This window comes from Streptomyces sp. Qhu_M48 (assembly GCF_051305195.1).
Lineage (GTDB): Bacteria > Actinomycetota > Actinomycetes > Streptomycetales > Streptomycetaceae > Streptomyces.
In genome coordinates this window covers 6,707,653-6,727,130 of record NZ_CP195432.1, presented here as the reverse complement: position 1 = coordinate 6,727,130, position 19,478 = coordinate 6,707,653, and the positions used below count along the sequence as shown (strand labels likewise).

Annotated in this window: 19 protein-coding genes; 12 read left to right on the top strand and 7 right to left on the bottom strand. The window is 73.2% G+C overall.

Annotated elements, in window-relative coordinates; translation table 11 throughout:
- The first annotated feature begins 157 nt into the window (after nucleotides 1-157).
- From ACRRSS_RS30030 to ACRRSS_RS30020, 3 genes are all read left to right on the top strand, one after another.
- Nucleotides 158-796, top strand: a complete 639-nt coding sequence (locus ACRRSS_RS30030) for a DUF6758 family protein (RefSeq protein ID WP_435974179.1) — start codon at nucleotides 158-160, stop codon at nucleotides 794-796.
- A 138-nt stretch (nucleotides 797-934) separates the two neighbouring features.
- A complete protein-coding gene (locus ACRRSS_RS30025; RefSeq protein ID WP_435974178.1) occupies nucleotides 935-1,798 on the top strand; it encodes a PHP domain-containing protein in 864 nt (287 codons plus the stop codon).
- 560 nt (nucleotides 1,799-2,358) lie between these two features.
- Nucleotides 2,359-2,964, top strand: coding sequence for a MarC family protein (locus tag ACRRSS_RS30020; RefSeq protein ID WP_435974177.1), 606 nt, complete (start codon nucleotides 2,359-2,361; stop codon nucleotides 2,962-2,964).
- Between the two features lie 96 nt (nucleotides 2,965-3,060).
- Here the strand turns inward: ACRRSS_RS30020 and ACRRSS_RS30015 are convergent, their stop codons facing one another.
- Nucleotides 3,061-3,213: a hypothetical protein gene (locus ACRRSS_RS30015; protein ID WP_086024648.1), complete on the bottom strand. Its 153-nt coding sequence runs from the start codon at nucleotides 3,211-3,213 to the stop codon at nucleotides 3,061-3,063.
- A gap of 175 nt (nucleotides 3,214-3,388) precedes the next feature.
- Between ACRRSS_RS30015 and ACRRSS_RS30010 the strand changes: the two genes are divergently transcribed.
- Complete coding sequence (locus ACRRSS_RS30010; RefSeq protein WP_435974176.1) at nucleotides 3,389-4,318, top strand: NYN domain-containing protein; 930 nt, start codon at nucleotides 3,389-3,391, stop codon at nucleotides 4,316-4,318.
- 33 nt (nucleotides 4,319-4,351) lie between these two features.
- On the opposite strand, the gene ACRRSS_RS30005 is transcribed toward ACRRSS_RS30010, so the two are convergent.
- Nucleotides 4,352-5,239: an alpha/beta fold hydrolase gene (locus ACRRSS_RS30005; RefSeq protein ID WP_435974175.1), complete on the bottom strand. Its 888-nt coding sequence runs from the start codon at nucleotides 5,237-5,239 to the stop codon at nucleotides 4,352-4,354.
- A 104-nt stretch (nucleotides 5,240-5,343) separates the two neighbouring features.
- Entirely contained in the window at nucleotides 5,344-7,971 is a 2,628-nt protein-coding gene (locus ACRRSS_RS30000; RefSeq protein ID WP_435974174.1) for a DEAD/DEAH box helicase, read from the bottom strand.
- 485 nt (nucleotides 7,972-8,456) lie between these two features.
- Between ACRRSS_RS30000 and ACRRSS_RS29995 the strand changes: the two genes are divergently transcribed.
- Complete coding sequence (locus ACRRSS_RS29995; RefSeq protein ID WP_351907130.1) at nucleotides 8,457-9,179, top strand: ferritin-like fold-containing protein; 723 nt, start codon at nucleotides 8,457-8,459, stop codon at nucleotides 9,177-9,179.
- A 35-nt stretch (nucleotides 9,180-9,214) separates the two neighbouring features.
- On the opposite strand, the gene ACRRSS_RS29990 is transcribed toward ACRRSS_RS29995, so the two are convergent.
- The 4 genes from ACRRSS_RS29990 to ACRRSS_RS29975 form a co-directional block, all read right to left on the bottom strand.
- Nucleotides 9,215-9,487 carry a hypothetical protein gene (locus ACRRSS_RS29990; RefSeq protein ID WP_351907128.1) on the bottom strand — a complete coding sequence of 91 codons (273 nt, stop codon included), beginning with the start codon at nucleotides 9,485-9,487 and terminating at the stop codon, nucleotides 9,215-9,217.
- 262 nt (nucleotides 9,488-9,749) lie between these two features.
- Nucleotides 9,750-9,977: a DUF3107 domain-containing protein gene (locus ACRRSS_RS29985; RefSeq protein WP_030207540.1), complete on the bottom strand. Its 228-nt coding sequence runs from the start codon at nucleotides 9,975-9,977 to the stop codon at nucleotides 9,750-9,752.
- Nucleotides 9,978-10,117: 140 nt separating this feature from the next.
- Complete coding sequence (locus tag ACRRSS_RS29980; protein WP_189835731.1) at nucleotides 10,118-10,777, bottom strand: TetR/AcrR family transcriptional regulator; 660 nt, start codon at nucleotides 10,775-10,777, stop codon at nucleotides 10,118-10,120.
- 145 nt (nucleotides 10,778-10,922) lie between these two features.
- The gene (locus ACRRSS_RS29975; RefSeq protein WP_435974173.1) at nucleotides 10,923-11,138 is read right to left on the bottom strand and encodes a hypothetical protein; all 216 of its coding nucleotides are present in this window, start codon (nucleotides 11,136-11,138) and stop codon (nucleotides 10,923-10,925) included.
- 142 nt (nucleotides 11,139-11,280) lie between these two features.
- On the opposite strand from ACRRSS_RS29975, the gene ACRRSS_RS29970 reads away from it, so the two are divergent.
- The 7 genes from ACRRSS_RS29970 (at nucleotide 11,281) to ACRRSS_RS29940 (ending at nucleotide 19,400) form a co-directional block, all read left to right on the top strand.
- Nucleotides 11,281-12,249: an alpha/beta fold hydrolase gene (locus ACRRSS_RS29970; RefSeq protein WP_435974172.1), complete on the top strand. Its 969-nt coding sequence runs from the start codon at nucleotides 11,281-11,283 to the stop codon at nucleotides 12,247-12,249.
- Between the two features lie 8 nt (nucleotides 12,250-12,257).
- Nucleotides 12,258-13,655: a DUF3152 domain-containing protein gene (locus tag ACRRSS_RS29965; RefSeq protein WP_435974171.1), complete on the top strand. Its 1,398-nt coding sequence runs from the start codon at nucleotides 12,258-12,260 to the stop codon at nucleotides 13,653-13,655.
- Complete coding sequence (locus tag ACRRSS_RS29960; RefSeq protein ID WP_435974170.1) at nucleotides 13,655-13,852, top strand: Ms4533A family Cys-rich leader peptide; 198 nt, start codon at nucleotides 13,655-13,657, stop codon at nucleotides 13,850-13,852. Before ACRRSS_RS29965 ends, ACRRSS_RS29960 begins: the two co-directional genes overlap by 1 nt.
- 229 nt (nucleotides 13,853-14,081) lie before the next feature.
- Nucleotides 14,082-15,812 (top strand): ABC transporter substrate-binding protein, encoded by a 1,731-nt coding sequence (locus ACRRSS_RS29955; RefSeq protein ID WP_435974169.1) that lies wholly within the window; start codon nucleotides 14,082-14,084, stop codon nucleotides 15,810-15,812.
- Complete coding sequence (locus tag ACRRSS_RS29950) at nucleotides 15,809-16,786, top strand: ABC transporter permease (RefSeq protein WP_435974168.1); 978 nt, start codon at nucleotides 15,809-15,811, stop codon at nucleotides 16,784-16,786. The genes ACRRSS_RS29955 and ACRRSS_RS29950 overlap by 4 nt, the downstream gene beginning before the upstream one ends.
- Entirely contained in the window at nucleotides 16,783-17,772 is a 990-nt protein-coding gene (locus ACRRSS_RS29945; RefSeq protein ID WP_435974167.1) for an ABC transporter permease, read from the top strand. The genes ACRRSS_RS29950 and ACRRSS_RS29945 overlap by 4 nt, the downstream gene beginning before the upstream one ends.
- On the top strand, nucleotides 17,769-19,400 hold the full coding sequence (locus ACRRSS_RS29940) for a dipeptide ABC transporter ATP-binding protein (RefSeq protein ID WP_435974166.1): 1,632 nt from the start codon (nucleotides 17,769-17,771) through the stop codon (nucleotides 19,398-19,400). The genes ACRRSS_RS29945 and ACRRSS_RS29940 overlap by 4 nt, the downstream gene beginning before the upstream one ends.
- Nucleotides 19,401-19,478 lie beyond the last annotated feature (78 nt).

Genomic DNA, 19,478 nt, shown 5'->3' with positions numbered 1-19,478 from the left:
GCCCGCCGAAGCAAACCGGCCACGACGGTCCCGGACCCCCGCCGCCCGCCGGATTACGGGCCGCGGCGCCCACCGAGGGTGAACGCCACGGGCCGGACGGGTGATCGTCGGTGATCGTCCTTGACGCGGGGCCCCGGGGGTAGGACCGTTGAGCCCTATGAGGGGCGAACCCAGTTGTCCGAAGTGCGGTGGCCGGGTCAGGGCGCCCGGGCTCTTCGCCGACTCCTGGCAGTGCGACGCGCACGGCTCGGTGCACCCGCTCCAACCCGTGATCCCACCCAGTGTCGAGGCCCTCGGCGTCGTGGTGCACCGGTCCCGGGTACCGGTGTGGATGCCGTGGCCCCTGCCCGTCGGCTGGCTGTTCACCGGAGTCGCGTACGCCGGTGACGACCGCAGCGGCGGACGCGCGACCGCCGTCGCCTGCTCGGGCCCCGGACCGCTCGGCGGGATCGGCGAGCTGCTCCTGATCGCCGAGGAGCTCGGAGTCGGCCTCGGCGCCCGGTACGCCGGCATCGACGGCCCCGATCCCGGCGCCGGCATGGCCATCGACAAGCCCCCGCAGACCAAGGTCCTCGCCGCCGGACGGCCCACCGCGCTCTGGCACGTCAACGGAGCCCCGCACGACCGCGCGGTCTTCGCCGGTGAGGCGCGCGGCCTCTGGCTGTGGGCGATCGTCTGGCCCGAGCAGTCCGGCCTGCTGATGTACGACGAACTCGTCCTGACGGACCTGCGGGACGCGGGTGCCGAGGTCGAACTGCTGCCGTGCGGCGCGCTGACACCGAGGCTGCTGAACTAGCCGGATCACCCCCGGCCGCTCCCGTCGACCGGAGCGCTCGCGGCCCCGGCGGCGCCGTCGCTTCCGTACGGGCGTGTTCGATTCGCCCGTTATGCTGGAGCGTCCCTCGTCCGTGCCGAGTTCCTGGAGTACCGCGTCGTGCGCATCGACCTGCACACCCACTCCACGGCCTCCGACGGTACGGACTCCCCGGCCGAACTCGTCCGCAACGCGGCGGCCGCGGGACTCGACGTCGTCGCGCTCACGGACCACGACACCACCCGCGGCCACGCCGAGGCGATCGCCGCGCTCCCCGAGGGCCTGACCCTCGTCACCGGCGCGGAGCTGTCCTGCCGGGTCGACGGCATCGGCCTGCACATGCTGGCGTACCTCTTCGACCCCGCGGAGCCCGCGCTCCTCGCCGAGCGCGAGCTCGTCCGGGACGACCGGGTGCCGCGCGCGCGGGCCATGGTCGGCAAGCTCCGGGAGCTGGGCGTCCCCGTCACCTGGGAGCAGGTCGCCCGGATCGCCGGCGACGGCTCCGTGGGCCGGCCGCACGTCGCCGAGGCGCTCGTCGAACTCGGCGTCGTACCGGACGTGTCGGGGGCGTTCACACCCGAGTGGCTCGCCGACGGCGGCCGCGCGTACGTCGGGAAGCACGAGCTGGACCCGGTCGACGCGATCCGCCTCGTCAAGGCGGCCGGCGGGGTCACCGTCTTCGCGCACCCGCTCGCCGTCAAGCGCGGCCAGGTGCTGTCCGACGCCTCGATAGCCCGGCTCGCCGAGGCGGGGCTCGACGGCGTCGAGGTCGACCACATGGACCACGACGAGGCGACGCGCGCGCGGCTGCGAGGGCTCGCGAAGGAGCTCGGTCTGCTGACCACGGGCTCCAGCGACTACCACGGCAGCCGCAAGACCTGCCGCCTCGGCGAGTACACGACCGACCCCGAGATCTACGGCGAGATCACCCGCCGTGCCGCGGGGGCCTTCCCGGTCCCCGGCGCGGGGGGACCCGCCGCCTAGGCCCTGCCCGGGCCCGGCTCGGGGGCGACGGTCCGCTTCGGGACCCGCCTCCGGCCGGTCGCCTCGGGGAGCGGGTCAGGTCCGGTCCGCTTCGGGCCGGTCGTCTCAGGGAGCAGGTCCGCTTCGGTCCGGTCCTCTGCGGTGCGGTTCTCTGCGGTGCGGTGCGGTTCGATCCGGTCCGCTTCGGTCCGGTCGTCGGTCCGCCCCGAGTGCGTCCGGGACGTGGTTCCGCCGGCCCGGCCCGTCGGGCACGTCCTGGCGGGATCCGTTCCGTCGGGACGGTTCCGTCCGGTCCGACGGAACGGATCCCGCCCTGTCCGACCCGCCCGCCCGTACCGCGTCCCGCCCGTCGCCGCCCCCGCGGTGACGTCCGCGTGCGCTCCGGGCTCCTGCCGGACGCTCCCAGGCCTCCTCAGGGCTCCTTCCGCCTCCTGGTCCGCCCCCGTACGGCTCCGTGCCGTGCGCGGGGCGGCGCTCCTCCTGCCCCGCGCACGGAATCCCGCATTCCGTCGCGCCGGGTCACACCCCACCGTTCGACCTCTCCCGCAAGGCACCCCACCGTGTTCGACGTCGCCGTCTTCGGCTCGCTGTTCCTGACCCTCTTCGTGATCATGGATCCCCCCGGGATCACCCCGATCTTCCTCGCCCTCACCTCCGGCCGCGCGGCCAAGGTGCAGCGCCGGATGGCCTGGCAGGCCGTCGCCGTGGCGTTCGGCGTCATCACCGTCTTCGGCATCATGGGGCAGCAGATCCTCGCGTATCTGCACGTCTCCGTCCCCGCGCTGATGATCGCGGGCGGTCTCCTGCTGCTGCTCATCGCGCTGGACCTGCTCACCGGCAAGACCGACGAGCCCCAGCAGACCAAGGACGTGAACGTCGCCCTCGTCCCGCTCGGCATGCCGCTGCTCGCCGGGCCCGGCGCGATCGTCTCGGTCATCCTCGCCGTGCAGAACGCCGACGGCGCCGCCGCGCGGGTCTCCGTCTGGGCCGCCATCGTCGCCATGCACGTCGTGCTCTGGCTCACCATGCGGTACTCGCTGCTGATCATCCGGGTCATCAAGGACGGCGGCGTGGTCCTGGTGACCCGTCTCGCCGGCATGATGCTCTCCGCGATCGCGGTGCAGCAGATCATCAACGGCGTCACACAGGTGATCCAGAACTCCTGACCCGCCGGGGGACCCCGGACACCACTGCGCCCCCGTACGGATTCCGCTCTTGCGAAGTCCGTGCGGGGGCGCGGTGCGTGGTGTGGACCTGACCTGCTACGAGGCCGAGGTCTCGGCGGGGCGGATCCAGATGCGCTGGCCGATCGAGGCGGCCTGCTGCACGATCCGGTTGACGGAGGCGGCGTCCACGACGGTCCGGTCGACGGGCGTGCCGTCGATGTCGTCGAGTCGCAGGATTTCGAAGCGCACAGGCTTCTCCCTTCGTCTGAGTTGATCCTCCTGGTGGAGAACTGCGTTACGTATGGGTCCAACGACATGCATCCTGCAAACATTCCTTACGCTAAGGAAAATTTTCGGATGACTAACTACCCGCTGGTAGGAGGGTGTGGCGGCCGGGCCTCCCACGGCGGACAATGAGCCCCGTATGAACGACGCAGACACCCCACAGGTGACCGAGACCGACGCCCGCCTTCGCGCGCTGGACGCGCGCCTGGAGCGCACCAACGAGCTCCTCCAGCGGATGCTGGCCGAGGTCGCCAAGACGCCCTCCACCCACGCCATCTTCGTCGACGCAGGTTACGTCCATGCTGCGGCCGGGTTGCTGGTGGCGGGCACCGAGGACCGGCGCTCCTTCGACCTCGACGCGGAGGGCCTCATCGAGGCCTTCATCGACAAGGCCCGCACGATCTTCGCCGACAGCCGGCTCCTCCGCGTCTACTGGTACGACGGGGCCAGACGGCGCATCCACACCCCCGAGCAGCAGGCCATCGCCGAGCTGCCCGACGTCAAGGTGCGCCTCGGCAACCTCAACGCCAACAACCAGCAGAAGGGCGTCGACTCCCTCATCCGCACGGACCTGGAGTCCCTCGCCCGCCACCGCGCCATCAGCGACGCCGCCCTCGTCGGCGGCGACGAGGACCTCGTCTCGGCCGTCGAGGCCGCCCAGGGCTACGGGGCCCGTGTCCACCTCTGGGGCATCGAGGCCGCCGAGGGGCGCAACCAGGCCGAGGCGCTCCTCTGGGAGGTCGACAGCCAGCGCACCTTCGAGCTCGACTTCTGCCGCCCCTACGTCACCCGCCGCCCCGTCACCACGTACGAGAACGAGGGCGAGCCGCCGCCCTCCCGCGAGGAGGTGCGGTTCGTCGGCGCACAGATCGCGGCGACCTGGCTCGGCGAGCGCGGCCGGGACCGGCTGGCCGAGCTGCTGCCGAGCGCGCCCTATCTGCCCGGGCCCGTCGACCAGGACCTGCTCGTCGAGGCCGAACGCCTGCTCAGCCGCTCGCTGCGCGGCCACGCCTCGCTCCGGCGTGCCCTGAGGGACGGCTTCTGGCAGCACCTCAAGGCGCAGTTCTGACGGCTTCCAGGCTCTGGGGCGCCGCTCCGGCCCCTATCGCGCCGCGCCGGCTCCGGCGGGGGCGGCCGTCCGCTCCCAGAAGCCGGTGAGCCGGTCCGTCAGCTCGCGCGGGTGCGACACGTTGGGGGAGTGGCCCGCGCCCGCCACCACCGTGTGGTGCGCGCCGGTGCGGGCCGCCGCCGCGGCGAGGTCCGCGACGGGCCAGACCATCTCCTCCGCCCCGTACGCGATGTGCAGCGGCGTCCGCAGCGCGGCCAGCTCCGCCGTACCGTCCCGGCGGCTGAGCAACAGCCGCCCCGCCCCAGCCAGTTGGGCGATCCTGGTGCGCATCCAGCGCCGCCTCAGGAAGCCCGCGAGCTCCGGGGCGTCGTCCGTGTCCGGCTCCTCGCCGCGGCTGTCCAGCCAGCACATCGCCTGCCACACCCGCTCCTTCGGCAGCAGCGCGAGCGCGCCGCGCAGCACCCTGATCCGGATCCGCTGCGGCCGGGCGACCCGGCCGGGGCCCGAGGAGAGCAGGGTGAGGGACCGGAAGGCGGCCGGGGCGAGCGCCACCGCCGCACGGGCCACCAGGCCGCCGAACGAGTGGCCGAGCAGATGGACCGGGCCGTCGCCGAGCGCGGCGGCCTGCGCCACCGCGTCGAGCGCCAGCGCCCTGCGTCGGTAGCCGGCCCGGCCCCGGGAGCCCGGGGACTGGTACTGCCCGCGCCCGTCCACCGCCACGGACCGGTACCCGGCCTCGCTCAGCGGCCCGAGCAGGGCCAGGAAGTCCTCCTTGCTGCCGGTGTACCCGGGCAGCAGCAGCACCGTTCCGCGCCGCGCGCCCAGCGGTTCCGTGTCGAGGACGGCGAAGTCGCCCCGCGCCGTCGTGAGGTGGCGGGCGCGGGTACCGGGCGGCAGGACGAGGGACCGGGGCTTGCTCATGTCTGGACTGTAACCGCGCGGCATGCGGGCCCGCGCCGTGGGAAGACGACCGCGGCCCGGCCTCTGGGGAGGGGCCGGGCCGCGGTCATGAGGGTCGGACGGGATCAGCTCTCCGGCTGAGCCGCCGCCTTCTTGGTGGTGCGACGGCGCGGTGCCTTCGGGGCCTCGGCCTCGGCGGCCTCGGCGACCGGCTCGGCGACGGCCTTCTTCGTCGTACGGCGACGGGTCGGCGTCTTCGGCTCCGAGGCGTCGGGCGCCTCGGCGGCGACGGCCTTCTTGGCCGTACGGCGACGAGGGGCCTTCTTCGGCTCCTCGGCAGGCGCCTCGGCGGCAGGCGCCTCGACGGTCTCGGCGACCGGTTCCGCGACGGCCTTCTTGGCCGTACGGCGGCGGGGAGCCTTCTTCGGCTCCTCGACCGGGGCCTCGACCGGGGCCTCGGCGGCGGGGGCCGGAGCGGCCTCCACGACCGGAGCGGTCTCCACGACCGGGGCCGTCGCGACGATCACGGTCTCGGCCGGGGCGGACGACGCCGGCGAACCGGCGGCCTTGCGGACCACACGGCGACGCGCGGGCTTCTTCGGCTCCTCCTCGACGACCGGCGCGGGCGCCGGCTCGACGACGGCCTCGACGACCGGGGTGGAGGTCACCGGCGAGCCGGCGGCCTTGCGCACCACACGGCGACGACGCGGCGCGGGAACCTCGGCCGTGACCGTGACCGCGGGTGCGGCCTCGACGACCGGCGCGACGGGCTCGGCCACCACCGGGGCGGCGACGACGGTCTCGGCGACCGGCTCCGCGACGGTCTTCCTGGCCGTACGGCGGCGGGGAGCCTTCTTCGGCTCCTCGACCGGGGCCTCGGCGGCGGGGGCCGGAGCGGCCTCAACGACCGGGGCGGCCGACGCGGCGCGCAGGGCGGCCGCGGCCGTCTCGACCGTCTGGAACGAACCGGTGTCCTCGACCGGCCGGGCCACCCGGGCACGGCGACGACGCGGCGCCGGGGCGAGCTCCTGGGCCACGGGGGCCGGAGTCGCGGGCTTCACGGCCTCCGGGCGGGCGGCGGTGCGGCTGCGGCGGCGGGGGGCCTTCGGCTCGGCCGCCGGGGCCTCGGCGACGGGCGCCGGAGCCTCCTCGACCAGGACCGGGGCGGCGACCGGAGCGGCCTGGGCGACGGGGGCCGCCTGGGTCACGGGTGCGGCGGCCTGGGCGACGGGGGCCGCCTGGGTCACGGGTGCGGCGGCCTGGGCGACCGGGGCCGCCTGGGTCACGGATGCGACGGTCTGGGCCACCGGCGCGGAGCCCGGGGCGCCGACGCGGGTACGGCGACGACGGCGCGGGGTGCGCGGGCCGGACTCGGCCTGCGCCTCGTCCGCCACCGTCTCGACGGCCGGGGCCGCCGATGCTGCCGGGGCCGCCGACGCCGGAGCGCCGTCGAGGTCGCCGCCACGGGTCCGTCGGCGCTGACGCGGGGTCCGCGGCCGCTCCGGGCGCTCCTCGGTCCGCTCGGCCTTGTCGGTCTTCGGCCCGCGCGCACGGCGTCCGCCGGGCTCGCCCAGGTCCTCCAGCTCCTCCGCGCCCAGACCCGCGCGGGTCCGCTCGGCGCGGGGCAGGGTGCCCTTGGTGCCCGTCGGGATGTCCAGCTCCTCGAAGAGGTGCGGGGAGCTGGAGTACGTCTCGACCGGGTCGTGGAAGTCGAGGCCGAGCGCCTTGTTGATGAGCTGCCAGCGCGGGATGTCGTCCCAGTCGACCAGCGTCACGGCCGTGCCCTTGTTGCCCGCGCGGCCGGTGCGGCCCACGCGGTGGAGGAAGGTCTTCTCGTCCTCCGGGGACTGGTAGTTGATGACGTGGGTGACGCCCTCGACGTCGATGCCGCGGGCGGCGACGTCGGTGCAGACGAGCACGTCGACCTTGCCGTTGCGGAAGGCGCGCAGCGCCTGCTCGCGGGCGCCCTGGCCGAGGTCGCCGTGGACCGCGCCGGAGGCGAAGCCGCGACGCTCCAGCTGCTCGGCGATGTCGGCCGCGGTGCGCTTCGTACGGCAGAAGACCATCGCGAGCCCGCGGCCGTTGGCCTGCAGGATGCGGGAGACCAGCTCCGGCTTGTCCATGTTGTGCGCGCGGAACACGTGCTGCTTGATGTTGGCGACGGTCACGCCCTCGCCGTCGGACGAGGTCGCCCGGATGTGCGTCGGCTGCGACATGTAGCGGCGGGCCAGACCGATGACGGCGCCGGGCATGGTCGCCGAGAACAGCATGGTCTGCCGCTTCGGCGGCAGCATGTTCATGATCTTCTCTACGTCGGGCAGGAAGCCCAGGTCGAGCATCTCGTCGGCCTCGTCCAGGACGAGGACCTTGACGTGCGAGAGGTCGAGCTTGCGCTGGCCGGCCAGGTCGAGCAGGCGGCCGGGGGTGCCGACGATGACGTCGACGCCCTTCTTCAGCGCCTCGACCTGGGGCTCGTACGCGCGGCCGCCGTAGATGGCGAGCACACGGACGTTGCGCACCTTGCCGGCGGTCAGGAGGTCGTTGGTGACCTGCTGGCACAGCTCGCGGGTCGGGACGACGACGAGCGCCTGCGGGGCGTCGGTCAGCTGCTCGGGCCTGGCCCGGCCGGCCTCGACGTCCAGGGGGACGGTGACGCGCTCCAGGATGGGCAGACCGAAACCGAGGGTCTTGCCGGTGCCGGTCTTGGCCTGGCCGATGACATCGGTGCCGGTGAGGGCGACCGGAAGGGTCATCTCCTGGATGGGGAAGGGGGTGACGATGCCGACCGCCTCAAGGGCTTCGGCCGTCTCGGGAAGGATTCCGAGGTCTCGGAAAGTCGTAGTCAGGGTGCTGCCTCTTCTGTGAGACGCGGTGCGAGGCGAACGAAGGGGGTCGTACCGTGCCGGGAACTTCCGGCGCGATCGGGAAGATCGCTGCCGGGTGGCGCGGGACCACTGCCGTCGCTCGAGCGTCGTACCGCTGAGGGTGACCCTTCCGCGGGTCCGCCGGAAGGGCTGTCGGGCCGGAGCCGATCGGGCCACCGACCGGGCATCCTCATTCATGCGTCGGCCCACCGGATACGTCCGAACGTGCGAAAGCATGTCCGCATACTCAGCAGGCGCCTTATCACTGTACCCCGGAATCGTGCATGTGTGTTGGGGGAAATGGCGATGAGGGCACCGTCACACTGACTGACCAGCGCCTTACCCCGGTGCGCGAGCGGGCTATTGTGCGCTCCATGGAGACGCCTGACAACGCCACACCCACCGGGATCGCCGCCAAGGACTGGGCGACGGCTTCCGAGGAGCCGCAGTACCGCGCCGCCGTGATCGACCTCCTCGGCGCCCTCGCCTACGGAGAGCTCGCGGCCTTCGAGCGGCTCGCCGAGGACGCCAAGCTGGCGCCGACCCTCGCGGACAAGGCGGAGCTGGCGAAGATGGCCTCCGCCGAGTTCCACCACTTCGAGCGGCTGCGGAACCGCCTCACCGCCGTGGACGCCGAGCCGACCGCCGCCATGGAGCCCTTCGCCAAGGCGCTCGACGACTTCCACCGCCAGACCGCGCCCTCGGACTGGCTGGAGGGCCTGGTCAAGGCGTACGTCGGCGACTCGATCGCCAGCGACTTCTACCGCGAGGTCGCGGCCCGCCTCGACTCGGACACGCGGGACCTCGTCCTCGCCGTGCTCGACGACACCGGCCACGGCAACTTCGCCGTGGAGAAGGTCCGCGCGGCGATCGACGCCGACCCGCGGGTCGGCGGCCGCCTCGCGCTCTGGGCGCGCCGTCTGATGGGCGAGGCGCTCTCGCAGGCCCAGCGTGTGGTCGCCGAGCGCGACGCGCTCTCGACCATGCTGGTCGGCGGTGTCGCGGACGGCTTCGACCTCGCGGAGGTCGGCCGGATGTTCTCCCGGATCACCGAGGCGCACACCAAGCGCATGGCGGCGCTCGGTCTGGCCGCCTGAGGGCTACCGGAGCGGGTGGGGGGCGGGCGGTGTCGTCACGCCGCGGCTGATCGGCGCAGTCGGCGACGCGAGGCCGGCCGGATCAGCAGCGAGAGCAGCACCGCCGCCACCGCCACCGCACCGATCAGGGTGGCGAGGAAGTGGCCGGGGCCGAGGGCCCCGTGGGTGACGAGCGCGCCGAAGACCCCACCGAGCGTGCCGGTGGCGAGGACGAGCACCCGGACGGGGAGGCGGTCGGACAGCCGGTGCGCGGCGGCCCAGGCCAGGGCGAAGCCGAGCAGGGCGGAACCGAGGGCTTCCAGGAACACGGAGAATCACCTCGCGAGGGGTGCGGGGCGGGTGGTGCGGTCGAGGACCCTCCTACCCATGGCGTCCGGAACGCAATCCTCCCGTACCCCCGACGTGGCCGTCCGCCCCGCCCGGATGGGGTGTCCGCTCCCGCCCCGACGACCCCGTCCGCCCCAGCCCCGACGTGCTCGTCCGCGCCGCCCCGCGCCGGGGCCGTCCGCGCAGACGAGAGGCCCGGTGGACCGAAGACGGTCCACCGGGCCTCTCGCGCGGATCCTGGGCTCAGAGCGCGCCGAAACCCACGCGGCGAACGGCGGGCTCGCCGAGCTCCACGTACGCGATCTTCTCGGCCGGGATCAGGATCTTGCGGCCCTTCTCGTCCGAGAGGCTGAGCAGCTGCGCCTTGCCGGCCAGCGCGTCGGCGACGGCGCGCTCCACCTCCTCGGCGGACTGCCCGCTCTCCAGAACGATCTCCCGGGGTGCGTGCTGCACGCCGATCTTGACCTCCACGGCTATGTCCCTCCGAACGGTCAGCGTTGCGCGAATACCCGCGCCGTACGCTGCACACATTAGCCCGGTGAGGGGACGCGTACGGCTCAGCCGCCGCACGCCAGGAGCGAACAGCCCGCGGGAATGCCCCGCGGGGACGCTCAGTGACCCTCGGCGCTCAGCTGGCCCTCCACCGCGTGCAGCGGGAAGCCGGCGATGCCGCGCCAGGCGAGCGAGGTCAGCAGACCGACCGCCTTGTCGCGGGGGATGGCGGATCCGCTCGACAGCCAGTAGCGGGCGACGACCTGCGAGACGCCGCCGAGGCCGACGGCGAGCAGCATGGACTCGTCCTTGGACAGGCCCGTGTCCTCGGCGATCACGTCGGAGATCGCCTCGGCGCACTGCAGGCTGACGCGGTCCACGCGCTCGCGCACGGCCGGCTCGTTGGTGAGGTCGGACTCGAAGACCAGCCGGAAGGCGCCGCCCTCGTCCTCGACGTAGGCGAAGTACGCGTCCATGGTGGCCGCGACCCGCAGCTTGTTGTCGGTGGTGGAGGCCAGGGCCGTGCGCACCGCCAGGAGGAGGGACTCGCAGTGCTGGTCGAGCAGCGCCAGGTAGAGCTCCAGCTTCCCGGGGAAGTGCTGGTAGAGCACCGGCTTGCTGACGCCCGCGCGCTCGGCGATGTCGTCCATCGCGGCGGAGTGGTACCCCTGGGCGACGAAGACCTCCTGGGCCGCGCCGAGGAGCTGGTTCCGTCGGGCACGTCGCGGCAGGCGCGTGCCCCGAGGGCGTGCTGCCTCTGTCTGCTCGATGGCGCTCACGCGGCCTCCCAAAAATCGATCCATGCGCGCTGTCGCACGCGCCGCCATCGTACTTTTGGGTAACCCGGCTGTGCGCGGTGCGAACGCAGAATTTCACGGACCGGACGCCCGGGGCGACAGTCGATTCAAGATTAAACCGAACAAATCAGCGATAGTCGTCTTCGTCCAGGGCGACCACACGGGCCTGTTCGGACGAATCCGCCTCGTTCGCCGAGTCGCGTTCGACCGTGGTCAGCGGATCGTCCTCGCGCTGCCGCAGTTCGGCGTGCTGCTCCGCGGCGTCGGCCTCCGGGATTTCCTCGTCCAGCACGACGTCCTCTTCCTCGGCGAATGTGTCCGGTTCGGTCGGATCGACAGTCATGAGGTTCCTTCCGGAGCATGCGGGTCGCGGTCCTCTCCGATGGCCCTCTCTTCGAGCCTAGGAGCACACGCGGCTCGCCGCACACGCACCTGTGACCGCACCCACACGTCCGGGCGCGTGATCGTCTCGTAATATTGCGGCCATGTCGTCGACCGAGCTGCCGGAAACACGGACCGCCGCCGCACCACCCGCGTCGCGCACGACCCGCGCCGTGCGGGTCGCCGACGGCGAGGAGCTCCGCTCCGTCTCGCTGCCCGGACTCACCCTCACCGTGCGGGCCCGGCCGGGTGAGACCCCCGGCCTGCCGCCCGCGCTGTACGTCCACGGCCTCGGCGGTTCCTCGCAGAACTGGTCCGCCCTGATGCCGCTCCTCGCCGACCTGGTCGACGGCGAGGCCGTCGACCTGCCCGGCTTCGGCGACTCGCCGCCGCCCGACGACGGCGACTACTCGGTCAGGGGCCACGCCCGCGCCGTCATCCGGCTCCTGGACTCCACGGGGCGCGGCCCGGTCCACCTCTTCGGCAACTCGCTGGGCGGCGCCGTCGCCACCCGCGTCGCCGCGGCCCGGCCCGACCTGGTCCGCACCCTCACCCTCGTCTCGCCCGCCCTCCCCGAGCTGCGCGCCCAGCGCACGGCCTGGCCCACGGTGCTGCTCGCGGTGCCCGGAGTCGCCTCCGCCTTCGCCCGGCTCACCAGGGACTGGACGCCCGAGCAGCGGGTCCGGGGCGTCCTCTCGCTCTGTTACGGGGACCCCGGCCAGGTCACCGACGAGGGCCTCCGGCACGCCGTCGAGGAGATGGAGCGCCGCCTGGAGCTCCCCTACTTCTGGGACGCGATGGCCCGTTCCTCGCGCGGCATCGTCGACGCGTACACGCTCGGCGGCCAGCACGGACTGTGGCGGCAGGCCGAACGGGTTCTCGCGCCGACGCTGCTCGTCTACGGTGGGCGCGACCAACTCGTCTCGTACCGGATGGCCCGGCGGGCGGCCGCCACCTTCCGCGGTTCGCGCCTGCTGACCCTCCCCGAGGCGGGGCACGTGGCGATGATGGAGTACCCCGAGACGGTCGCCCAGGCCGCTCGGGACCTGATCGCCGATCACGGCGGGAGCTGATCCGGGGCGTGGGACGTCACAGTCGCAAGGGCTCCGCGCCCTCGGTGGCCGACACCGGGCAACAGCGGCAACAACAACAGACGGCGGCGGCCGGGCAGCCGGCCGGGGCGGGACCGGGGGCGCCGGGTACGGCCGCCGGGCGCGCGCCCGGCACCGGACGCCGCCGCAGGACCGCCGGAGCCGGCCAGGACGCGGCCGGCGCTCCGACGTACGGGACCCCGGCACACGGCACTCCGGCTCACGGAACCCCCGTCCAGGGCACCCCCGCGCACGGCACCCCCGCGCACGGCACCCCTTCCTACGGCACCTCCGGACACGGCGGCGGGGCCCACGACACTCCGGCGCACGGCACCCCCGGCACGCCCGCCCACGGCATCCCCGTCTACGGCGGCACCGCCGTCCGGGGCGGCCACCCGCAGCACGAGGAGGGCACGGCGCCCCGCCCCGGTGGCTACGGTCCCCGGCGCGCGGACCGGCGCGCCGCTCCCACCAACGACGAGGCCGAACAGGCCTCTCCCCAGGGCCCGTTCATTCCCGGCCAGCGCCGCGAGGGCGGGGCCGGGGACGAGGAACCGGCCGGCCGGGGCGGGCTCGGCCGCACCCTCTCCGGAGTCGCGGCCGCCGCCGTCGCCACCGTCCTCGCCGTGGTCGTCACCGGGCAGGTCGCCGACCGGGAGGAGGCGTCGGCCACCACCAGCGCCGCCGAGCAGCCGGCCGACCGGTCCGTGGACGACTCCTCCGCCTCCCGTTCCGACGAGCGGGACACCCCGGCGAGCCCGGCGCCCGTCGCCCTCCCGCCGCCGCCCACGTACGCGCAGCTGATCGCCCGGCAGTACCCGATCGACCCGAAGCTGAAGGGCTCGGGCGCCTTCAAGGCCGTTCCGGGCTTCCAGAAGGCGCCCGGCAAGGGCCGCCTGGTCCGCTACCGGATCGACGTCGAGGAGGGGCTCGGTCTCGACCAGGACCTCTTCAGCTCGACCGTCTTCAAGACCCTCAACGACCCGCGCAGCTGGGCCGGCCGGGGGGCGATGACCTTCGAGCGCGTCTCCAGCGGCGAGGCCGAGTTCGTCATCACGCTCGCCAGCCCCGGCACCACGGGCGTCTGGTGCGACAAGTCCGGGCTCGACACCACGGTCGAGAACGTCTCCTGCGACTCGGCCTCCACCGACCGCGTGATGATCAACGCGTACCGCTGGGCGCAGGGTTCGGCGACCTACGGGCCCAAGGCGATGCTCGCGTACCGCCAGATGCTCATCAACCACGAGGTCGGACACCGGCTCGGACACGACCATGTGAACTGCGGCACTCCCGGTGCGCTCGCTCCCGTGATGCAGCAGCAGACGAAGTCCCTGAACATCGGCGGAATCAAGTGCCGCCCCAACCCCTGGGTGTATCCGGGCAGTTGATGTTCCTTCACTACGCGATTCGGCCACATGGTGAGACGGGTGTCTCACCGAATCCCCGAATCGCGTTGACATCGTTCGCGTGTTCGTCCATATTTCTCGGCATGTCGAACCGTCACGTCGTCTCCGATCGCGCCGCCTTTGAGCTGGCGCTCATCGGCGTGGCCGGACATTCCGTCGCCGACGTTCTCTGTAGCTGACCCGCCCCGGGCCCAGCGCCCCGGGCGGAACCCCCGGCCCGAGTGCGCCCGTCGGCCCCGCTTTCCCTCTTTCGCCGACGATCTTCCGCGCCCGGGTGTTCCCTCCCGCAGGCGCGGCTTTTCTCTGTGAATCCCCGATCCCGGCCATTCCTCATCGACGGCACCGATCGCCGCTGCCTGCGCGGAATTCCCTTTTCCGTGCCCGCAGTTCTTCGAGAGGTTCCTTCCGATGCGCCAATCGTCCGTCATTTCCCGCCGCGTGGCAGCGGCCGCCGTCAGTCTCGTCCTGGCCTCCGGCGCCGTCGCCTGCGCCGGACCCGAGGACACCGGCGCCAAGAGCGGCACCTCCGGCAAGGCCGCGGGCACCCCGCAGAAGGGCGGCACGCTCACCGTCCTCAACGCCGAGGCCCAGACCGACTTCGACCCCGCCCGCCTCTACACCTCCGGCGGCGGCAACGTCCCCTCCCTCGTCTTCCGTACGCTCACCACCCGCAACCGCGAGGCGGGCGCCGCCGGCACCCAGGTGGTCCCCGACCTCGCCACCGACATCGGCCGGCCCAACAAGGACGCCACGGAGTGGACGTACACGCTGAAGGAGGGCCTGAAGTTCGAGGACGGCACGCCCATCACCAGCGCCGACATCAAGTACGGCATCGAGCGCTCCTTCGCCGCCGAACTCTCCGGCGGAGCCCCGTACCTGCGTGACTGGCTGGTCGGCGGCGACACCTACCAGGGCCCGTACAAGGACAAGAAGGGCCTCGCGTCCCTCGTCACCCCCGACGCCCGGACGATCGTCTTCAAGCTGAGGAAGCCCGAGGGCGAGTTCCCCTTCGTCGCCACCCAGACCCAGTTCACCCCCGTCCCGAAGGCCAAGGACACCGGTGCGAAGTACGAGGAGCACCCCGTCTCCTCCGGCCCGTACAAGGTCGTCAGGAACGAGAACGACGGCGAGCGCCTCGTCCTGGAGCGCAACGAGCACTGGGACCCCAAGACCGACGAGGAGCGCAAGGCCTACCCGGACAGGATCGACGTCAGGTCCGGGCTCGACGAGGCCGTCATCAACCAGCGCCTCGCCACCTCCTCCGGCGCCGACTCCGCCGCCGTCACCACCGACACCAACCTCGGCCCGGCCGAACTCGCGCAGGTCGGCTCCGACAAGGCCCTCGCCGCCCGCGTCGGCACCGGCCACTTCGGCTTCACCAACTACATCGCGTTCAACCCCAAGGTGAAGCCCTTCGACAACCCCAAGGTGCGCCAGGCGATCTCGTACGCGATCAACCGCACCAGCGTCGTCAACGCGGCCGGCGGCTCCTCGCTCGCCGAGCCGGCCACCACCTTCCTGCCCGAGCAGAAGGCCTTCGGCTTCACGCCGTACGACCACTTCCCGGCCGGGAGGACGGGCGACCCGGAGAAGGCCAGGCAGCTCCTCAAGGAGGCCGGACACCCCGACGGCCTCAAGATCACCCTGCTGCACTCCACCGCCCAGAACCGCGCCACCAGCCCCGAGATCGCCACCGCCGTCCAGGAGGCCCTCGGCAAGGCCGGCATCACCGTCGAGCTCGACGGGCAGGAGCCCAACTCCTTCAACGAGAAGCGCTGGAGCGTCAAGGACGCCCCCGGCTTCTTCCTCTCCCGCTGGGGCGCCGACTGGCCGGCCGGCGGCCCGTTCCTCGCGCCGATCTTCGACGGACGCCAGATCGTCGCCAACGGCTCCAACTACAACCACGCCCAGCTGAACGACCCCGCGGTCAACAAGGAGATCGACGAGATCAACAAGCTGACCGACCTCAAGGCCGCCGCCGCCCGCTGGGGCGCCCTCGACAAGAAGATCGGCGAGCAGGCGCTCGACGTGCCCCTCTTCCACCCGGTCTACAAGCGACTCGTCGGCAAGGACATCAAGAACGTCGTCATCAGCGACTGGACCGGCGTCCTCGACATCTCGCAGGTCGCCGTCAAGTGACCGCGTCGATCGGCACGACGGCGCCCGTGGCGGGCATCCCCGCCACGGGCGCCGCCCGGCAGGTGTGGCGACGGCTCCGCACCCGCCCCGCCGCCCTCGTCTCCGCCACCGTCCTCCTCCTGCTCGTCCTCCTCGCCCTCGCCGCGCCGCTGCTCGCCGCCCTGGAGGGCCAGGACCCGAACACGTACCACGACGACCTCGTCGACTCGGCCCGCGGCGGCGTCCCGTACGGCGCCTTCGGCGGGGCGAGCGCCGACCACTGGCTCGGCGTCGAACCCGGCACCGGCCGTGACCTGTTCGTCCGGCTCCTCCACGGCGCCCGGGTCTCCCTCCTCGTCGCCGTCGGCGCCACCGCCGTCCAGGTCGTCATCGGCGTCCTCGTCGGACTCGTCGCCGGGCTCGGCAGCCGCTGGATCGACGGCGTCCTCGGCCGGATCACCGACGTGCTCGTCGCCCTGCCGATGCTGGTCCTCGCCGTGGCGCTGACCGCCGTCGTCCCGCGCGACTTCCCCCGGCCCCTGCTGCTGATCCTCGTCATCGGCTTCCTCGGCTGGGCCGGGACCTCCCGGATCGTCCGCGCCCAGACCCTCACCCTCAGAAGCCTCGACTTCGTCGCGGCCTCCCGGCTGGCGGGCTCGGGGCCGTGGCGGACCGCGCGCCGCGAGCTCCTGCCCTCCCTCGCCGCCCCCGTCATCACGTACGCGGCGATCCTCGTCCCCACCAACATCGTCGTCGAGGCGTCCCTCTCCTTCCTCGGGGTGGGCGTCACCCCGCCCACCCCTTCTTGGGGACAGATGCTGTCGACCGCCCAGACCTGGTTCCGGGCCGACCCCGCGTACGTCCTGCTGCCCGCCGGACTGCTCTTCGTCACCGTGCTCGCCTTCACCGTCCTCGGCGACGCGGTCCGCGCGGCCCTCGACCCGCGCGAGGCGAGCCGGCTCGGCGTGGGCACCCGTAAGGAGACCTCCCGATGACCCGCTTCGTCCTCAAGCGGCTCGCGGGTGCCGCGCTCGTCCTCCTGGCGCTCTCGGTCCTGGTGTACTCGCTCTTCTACCTGGCCCCGGGCGACCCCGCCCGGCTCGCCTGCGGAGAGCGCTGCAACCCCCAGCAGATCGCCCAGGTCCGCGAACAACTCGGCCTGAACGACAGCATGGTCACCCAGTACCTGCACTTCCTCCAGGGCGTCTTCGCCGGCCGCGACTACTCCACCGGCACCTCCCTCGTCCACTGCGACGCACCCTGCCTCGGCCTCTCCTACCAGAGCGACCAGCAGGTCACCCAGCTCGTCCTGGAACGGCTGCCCGCCACCGCCTCCCTCACCCTCGGCGCCATGGTCATCTGGCTCGTCATCGGCGTCGGCACCGGACTGGTCTCCGCACTGCGCCGGGGCGGCCCCACCGAGCGGATCCTGACCCTGCTCACCCTCGCCGGCACCGGCACCCCCGTCTTCATCCTCGGGCTGCTGCTCCTGATGGCCGTCTGCGCCTACCTCCGGTGGCTGCCCTTCCCCAGCTACGTACCGCTCGGCGAGAACCCCGAGCAGTGGGCCTGGAACATGCTGCTCCCCTGGCTCACCCTCGGCTTCTTCGAATCCGCCAAGTACGCGCGCCTCACCCGGAGTTCCACCCTGGAGACGCTCGCCGAGGACCACATCCGCACCTTCCGCGCCTACGGGGTGGGAGAGCGGTCCGTCGTCACCCGCCACGCGCTGCGCGGCGCCGTCCCGCCGGTCATCGCGGTCAGCGCCGTCGACCTCGGGTCGATGTTCGGCGGGGCCGTCCTCACCGAGTCCCTCTTCGGCATCCCCGGCCTCGGCAAGACCCTCCTCGACGGGGTCCGCGCGATCGACCTGCCCGTGGTGGTGGGCGTGGTCATGGTGACGGGCACGTTCGTCGTCCTCGCCAACGTCCTCGCGGACCTGCTCTACGCCGCCGCCGACCGAAGGGTGGTCCTGACGTGACCCCGATCGTCGAAGTACGGGACCTGACCGTCGAGTTCGCCCGTGAGGGGGAGCCCGTGCGGGCCGTCGACAGCCTCTCCTTCACCCTCGACGAGGGCCGCGCCCTCGCCCTCGTCGGCGAGTCCGGCAGCGGCAAGTCCACCGTCGCCGCGGCCCTCCTCGGACTCCACCGGGGGACCGGCGCGAAGGTCGGCGGCACCGTGCGCGTCGGCGGCGTCGACGTCGCCGCCGCCGGGACCGGCGAGCTGCGGAGACTGCGCGGCGGAGTCGCCGCCATGGTCTTCCAGGACCCGCTCTCCGCCCTCGACCCCTACTACGCCGTCGGCGACCAGATCGCCGAGGTGTACCGCATCCACGCCGGAGGCTCCCGGCGCGCCGCCCGCGCCCGCGCCGTCGAGGTCCTCGACCGGGTCGGCATCGCCGACGCGGCCCGCCGCTCCCGCTCGCGCCCGCACGAGTTCAGCGGCGGCATGCGGCAGCGGGCCCTGCTCGCGATGGCCCTCGCCTGCGCGCCCCGGCTCCTCGTCGCAGACGAGCCCACCACCGCCCTGGACGTCACCGTGCAGGCCCAGATCCTCGACCTGCTGCACGAGCTGCGGCGCGAGACGGGCACCGCGCTGCTCCTCGTCACCCACGACGTGGGCGTCGCCGCCGAGAGCGTCGACGAGGTACTCGTCATGCAGGGCGGCCGGGAGATCGAACGCGGCCCCGTGGAAGGGGTGCTGGGCGCGCCGTCGGAGCCGTACACACGCCGGCTGCTCGCCGCCGTGCCCCGGCTCGACGGCCCGGTGCGCGCACCCCTGGCCAAGGGCGAGCCGCTGCTCGAAGCGCGCGACCTCCGAAGGGAGTTCGGGCGCGGCGTGAAGACCGTGACCGCCGTCGAGGGAGCCTCCCTCACCGTCCACGCGGGGGAGACCCTCGGCGTCGTCGGCGAGTCCGGCAGCGGCAAGACCACCCTCGGCCGCATGCTGGTCCGGCTCCTCGACCCGACCGGCGGCGAACTCCGTTACCGGGGTGCGGAGATCGGCGCCCTCCCGGAGCGGGAACTGCGCCCGTACCGCCACGAACTCCAGATGGTCTTCCAGGACCCCGTCGCCTCCCTCAACCCGCGCCGCTCCGTCGGCGAGTCGATCGCCGACCCCCTGCGCGTGGCCGGGGAGCGCGACGAGACCCGGATACGCGGCCGGGTGCGGGAGCTGCTCGACCGGGTGGGGCTCGACCCCGACCGGTACGGGGCGTACCCGCACGAGTTCAGCGGCGGGCAGCGCCAGCGCGTCGGCATCGCCCGCGCGCTCGCCGCCGAGCCCCGGCTGATCGTCTGCGACGAACCCGTCTCCGCGCTCGACGTCACCACCCAGGCCCAGGTGACCGCGCTGCTCGCCGAACTCCAGGCCGAACTCGGCCTCGGGCTCGTCTTCATCGCCCACGACCTCGCGGTCGTCCGGCAGGTCAGCGACCGGGTCGCCGTCATGCGCACCGGGCGGATCGTCGAACAGGGCACGGTCGAGGAGGTGTACGGCGCGCCCCGGCACCCGTACACCCGGCAACTGCTCGCCGCCGTCCCCTCGCTCGATCCGGTCCGCGCGGCCGAACGCCGGGAGCGACGCCAGGAGCTGGCCGCCGCTTGACCCTCCGTGACCGTTCTGCCGCTTAGCGCGACAGAACGCGACCGGGGTGGGAAAGTTACGTGCATTCACCCCTTCCGG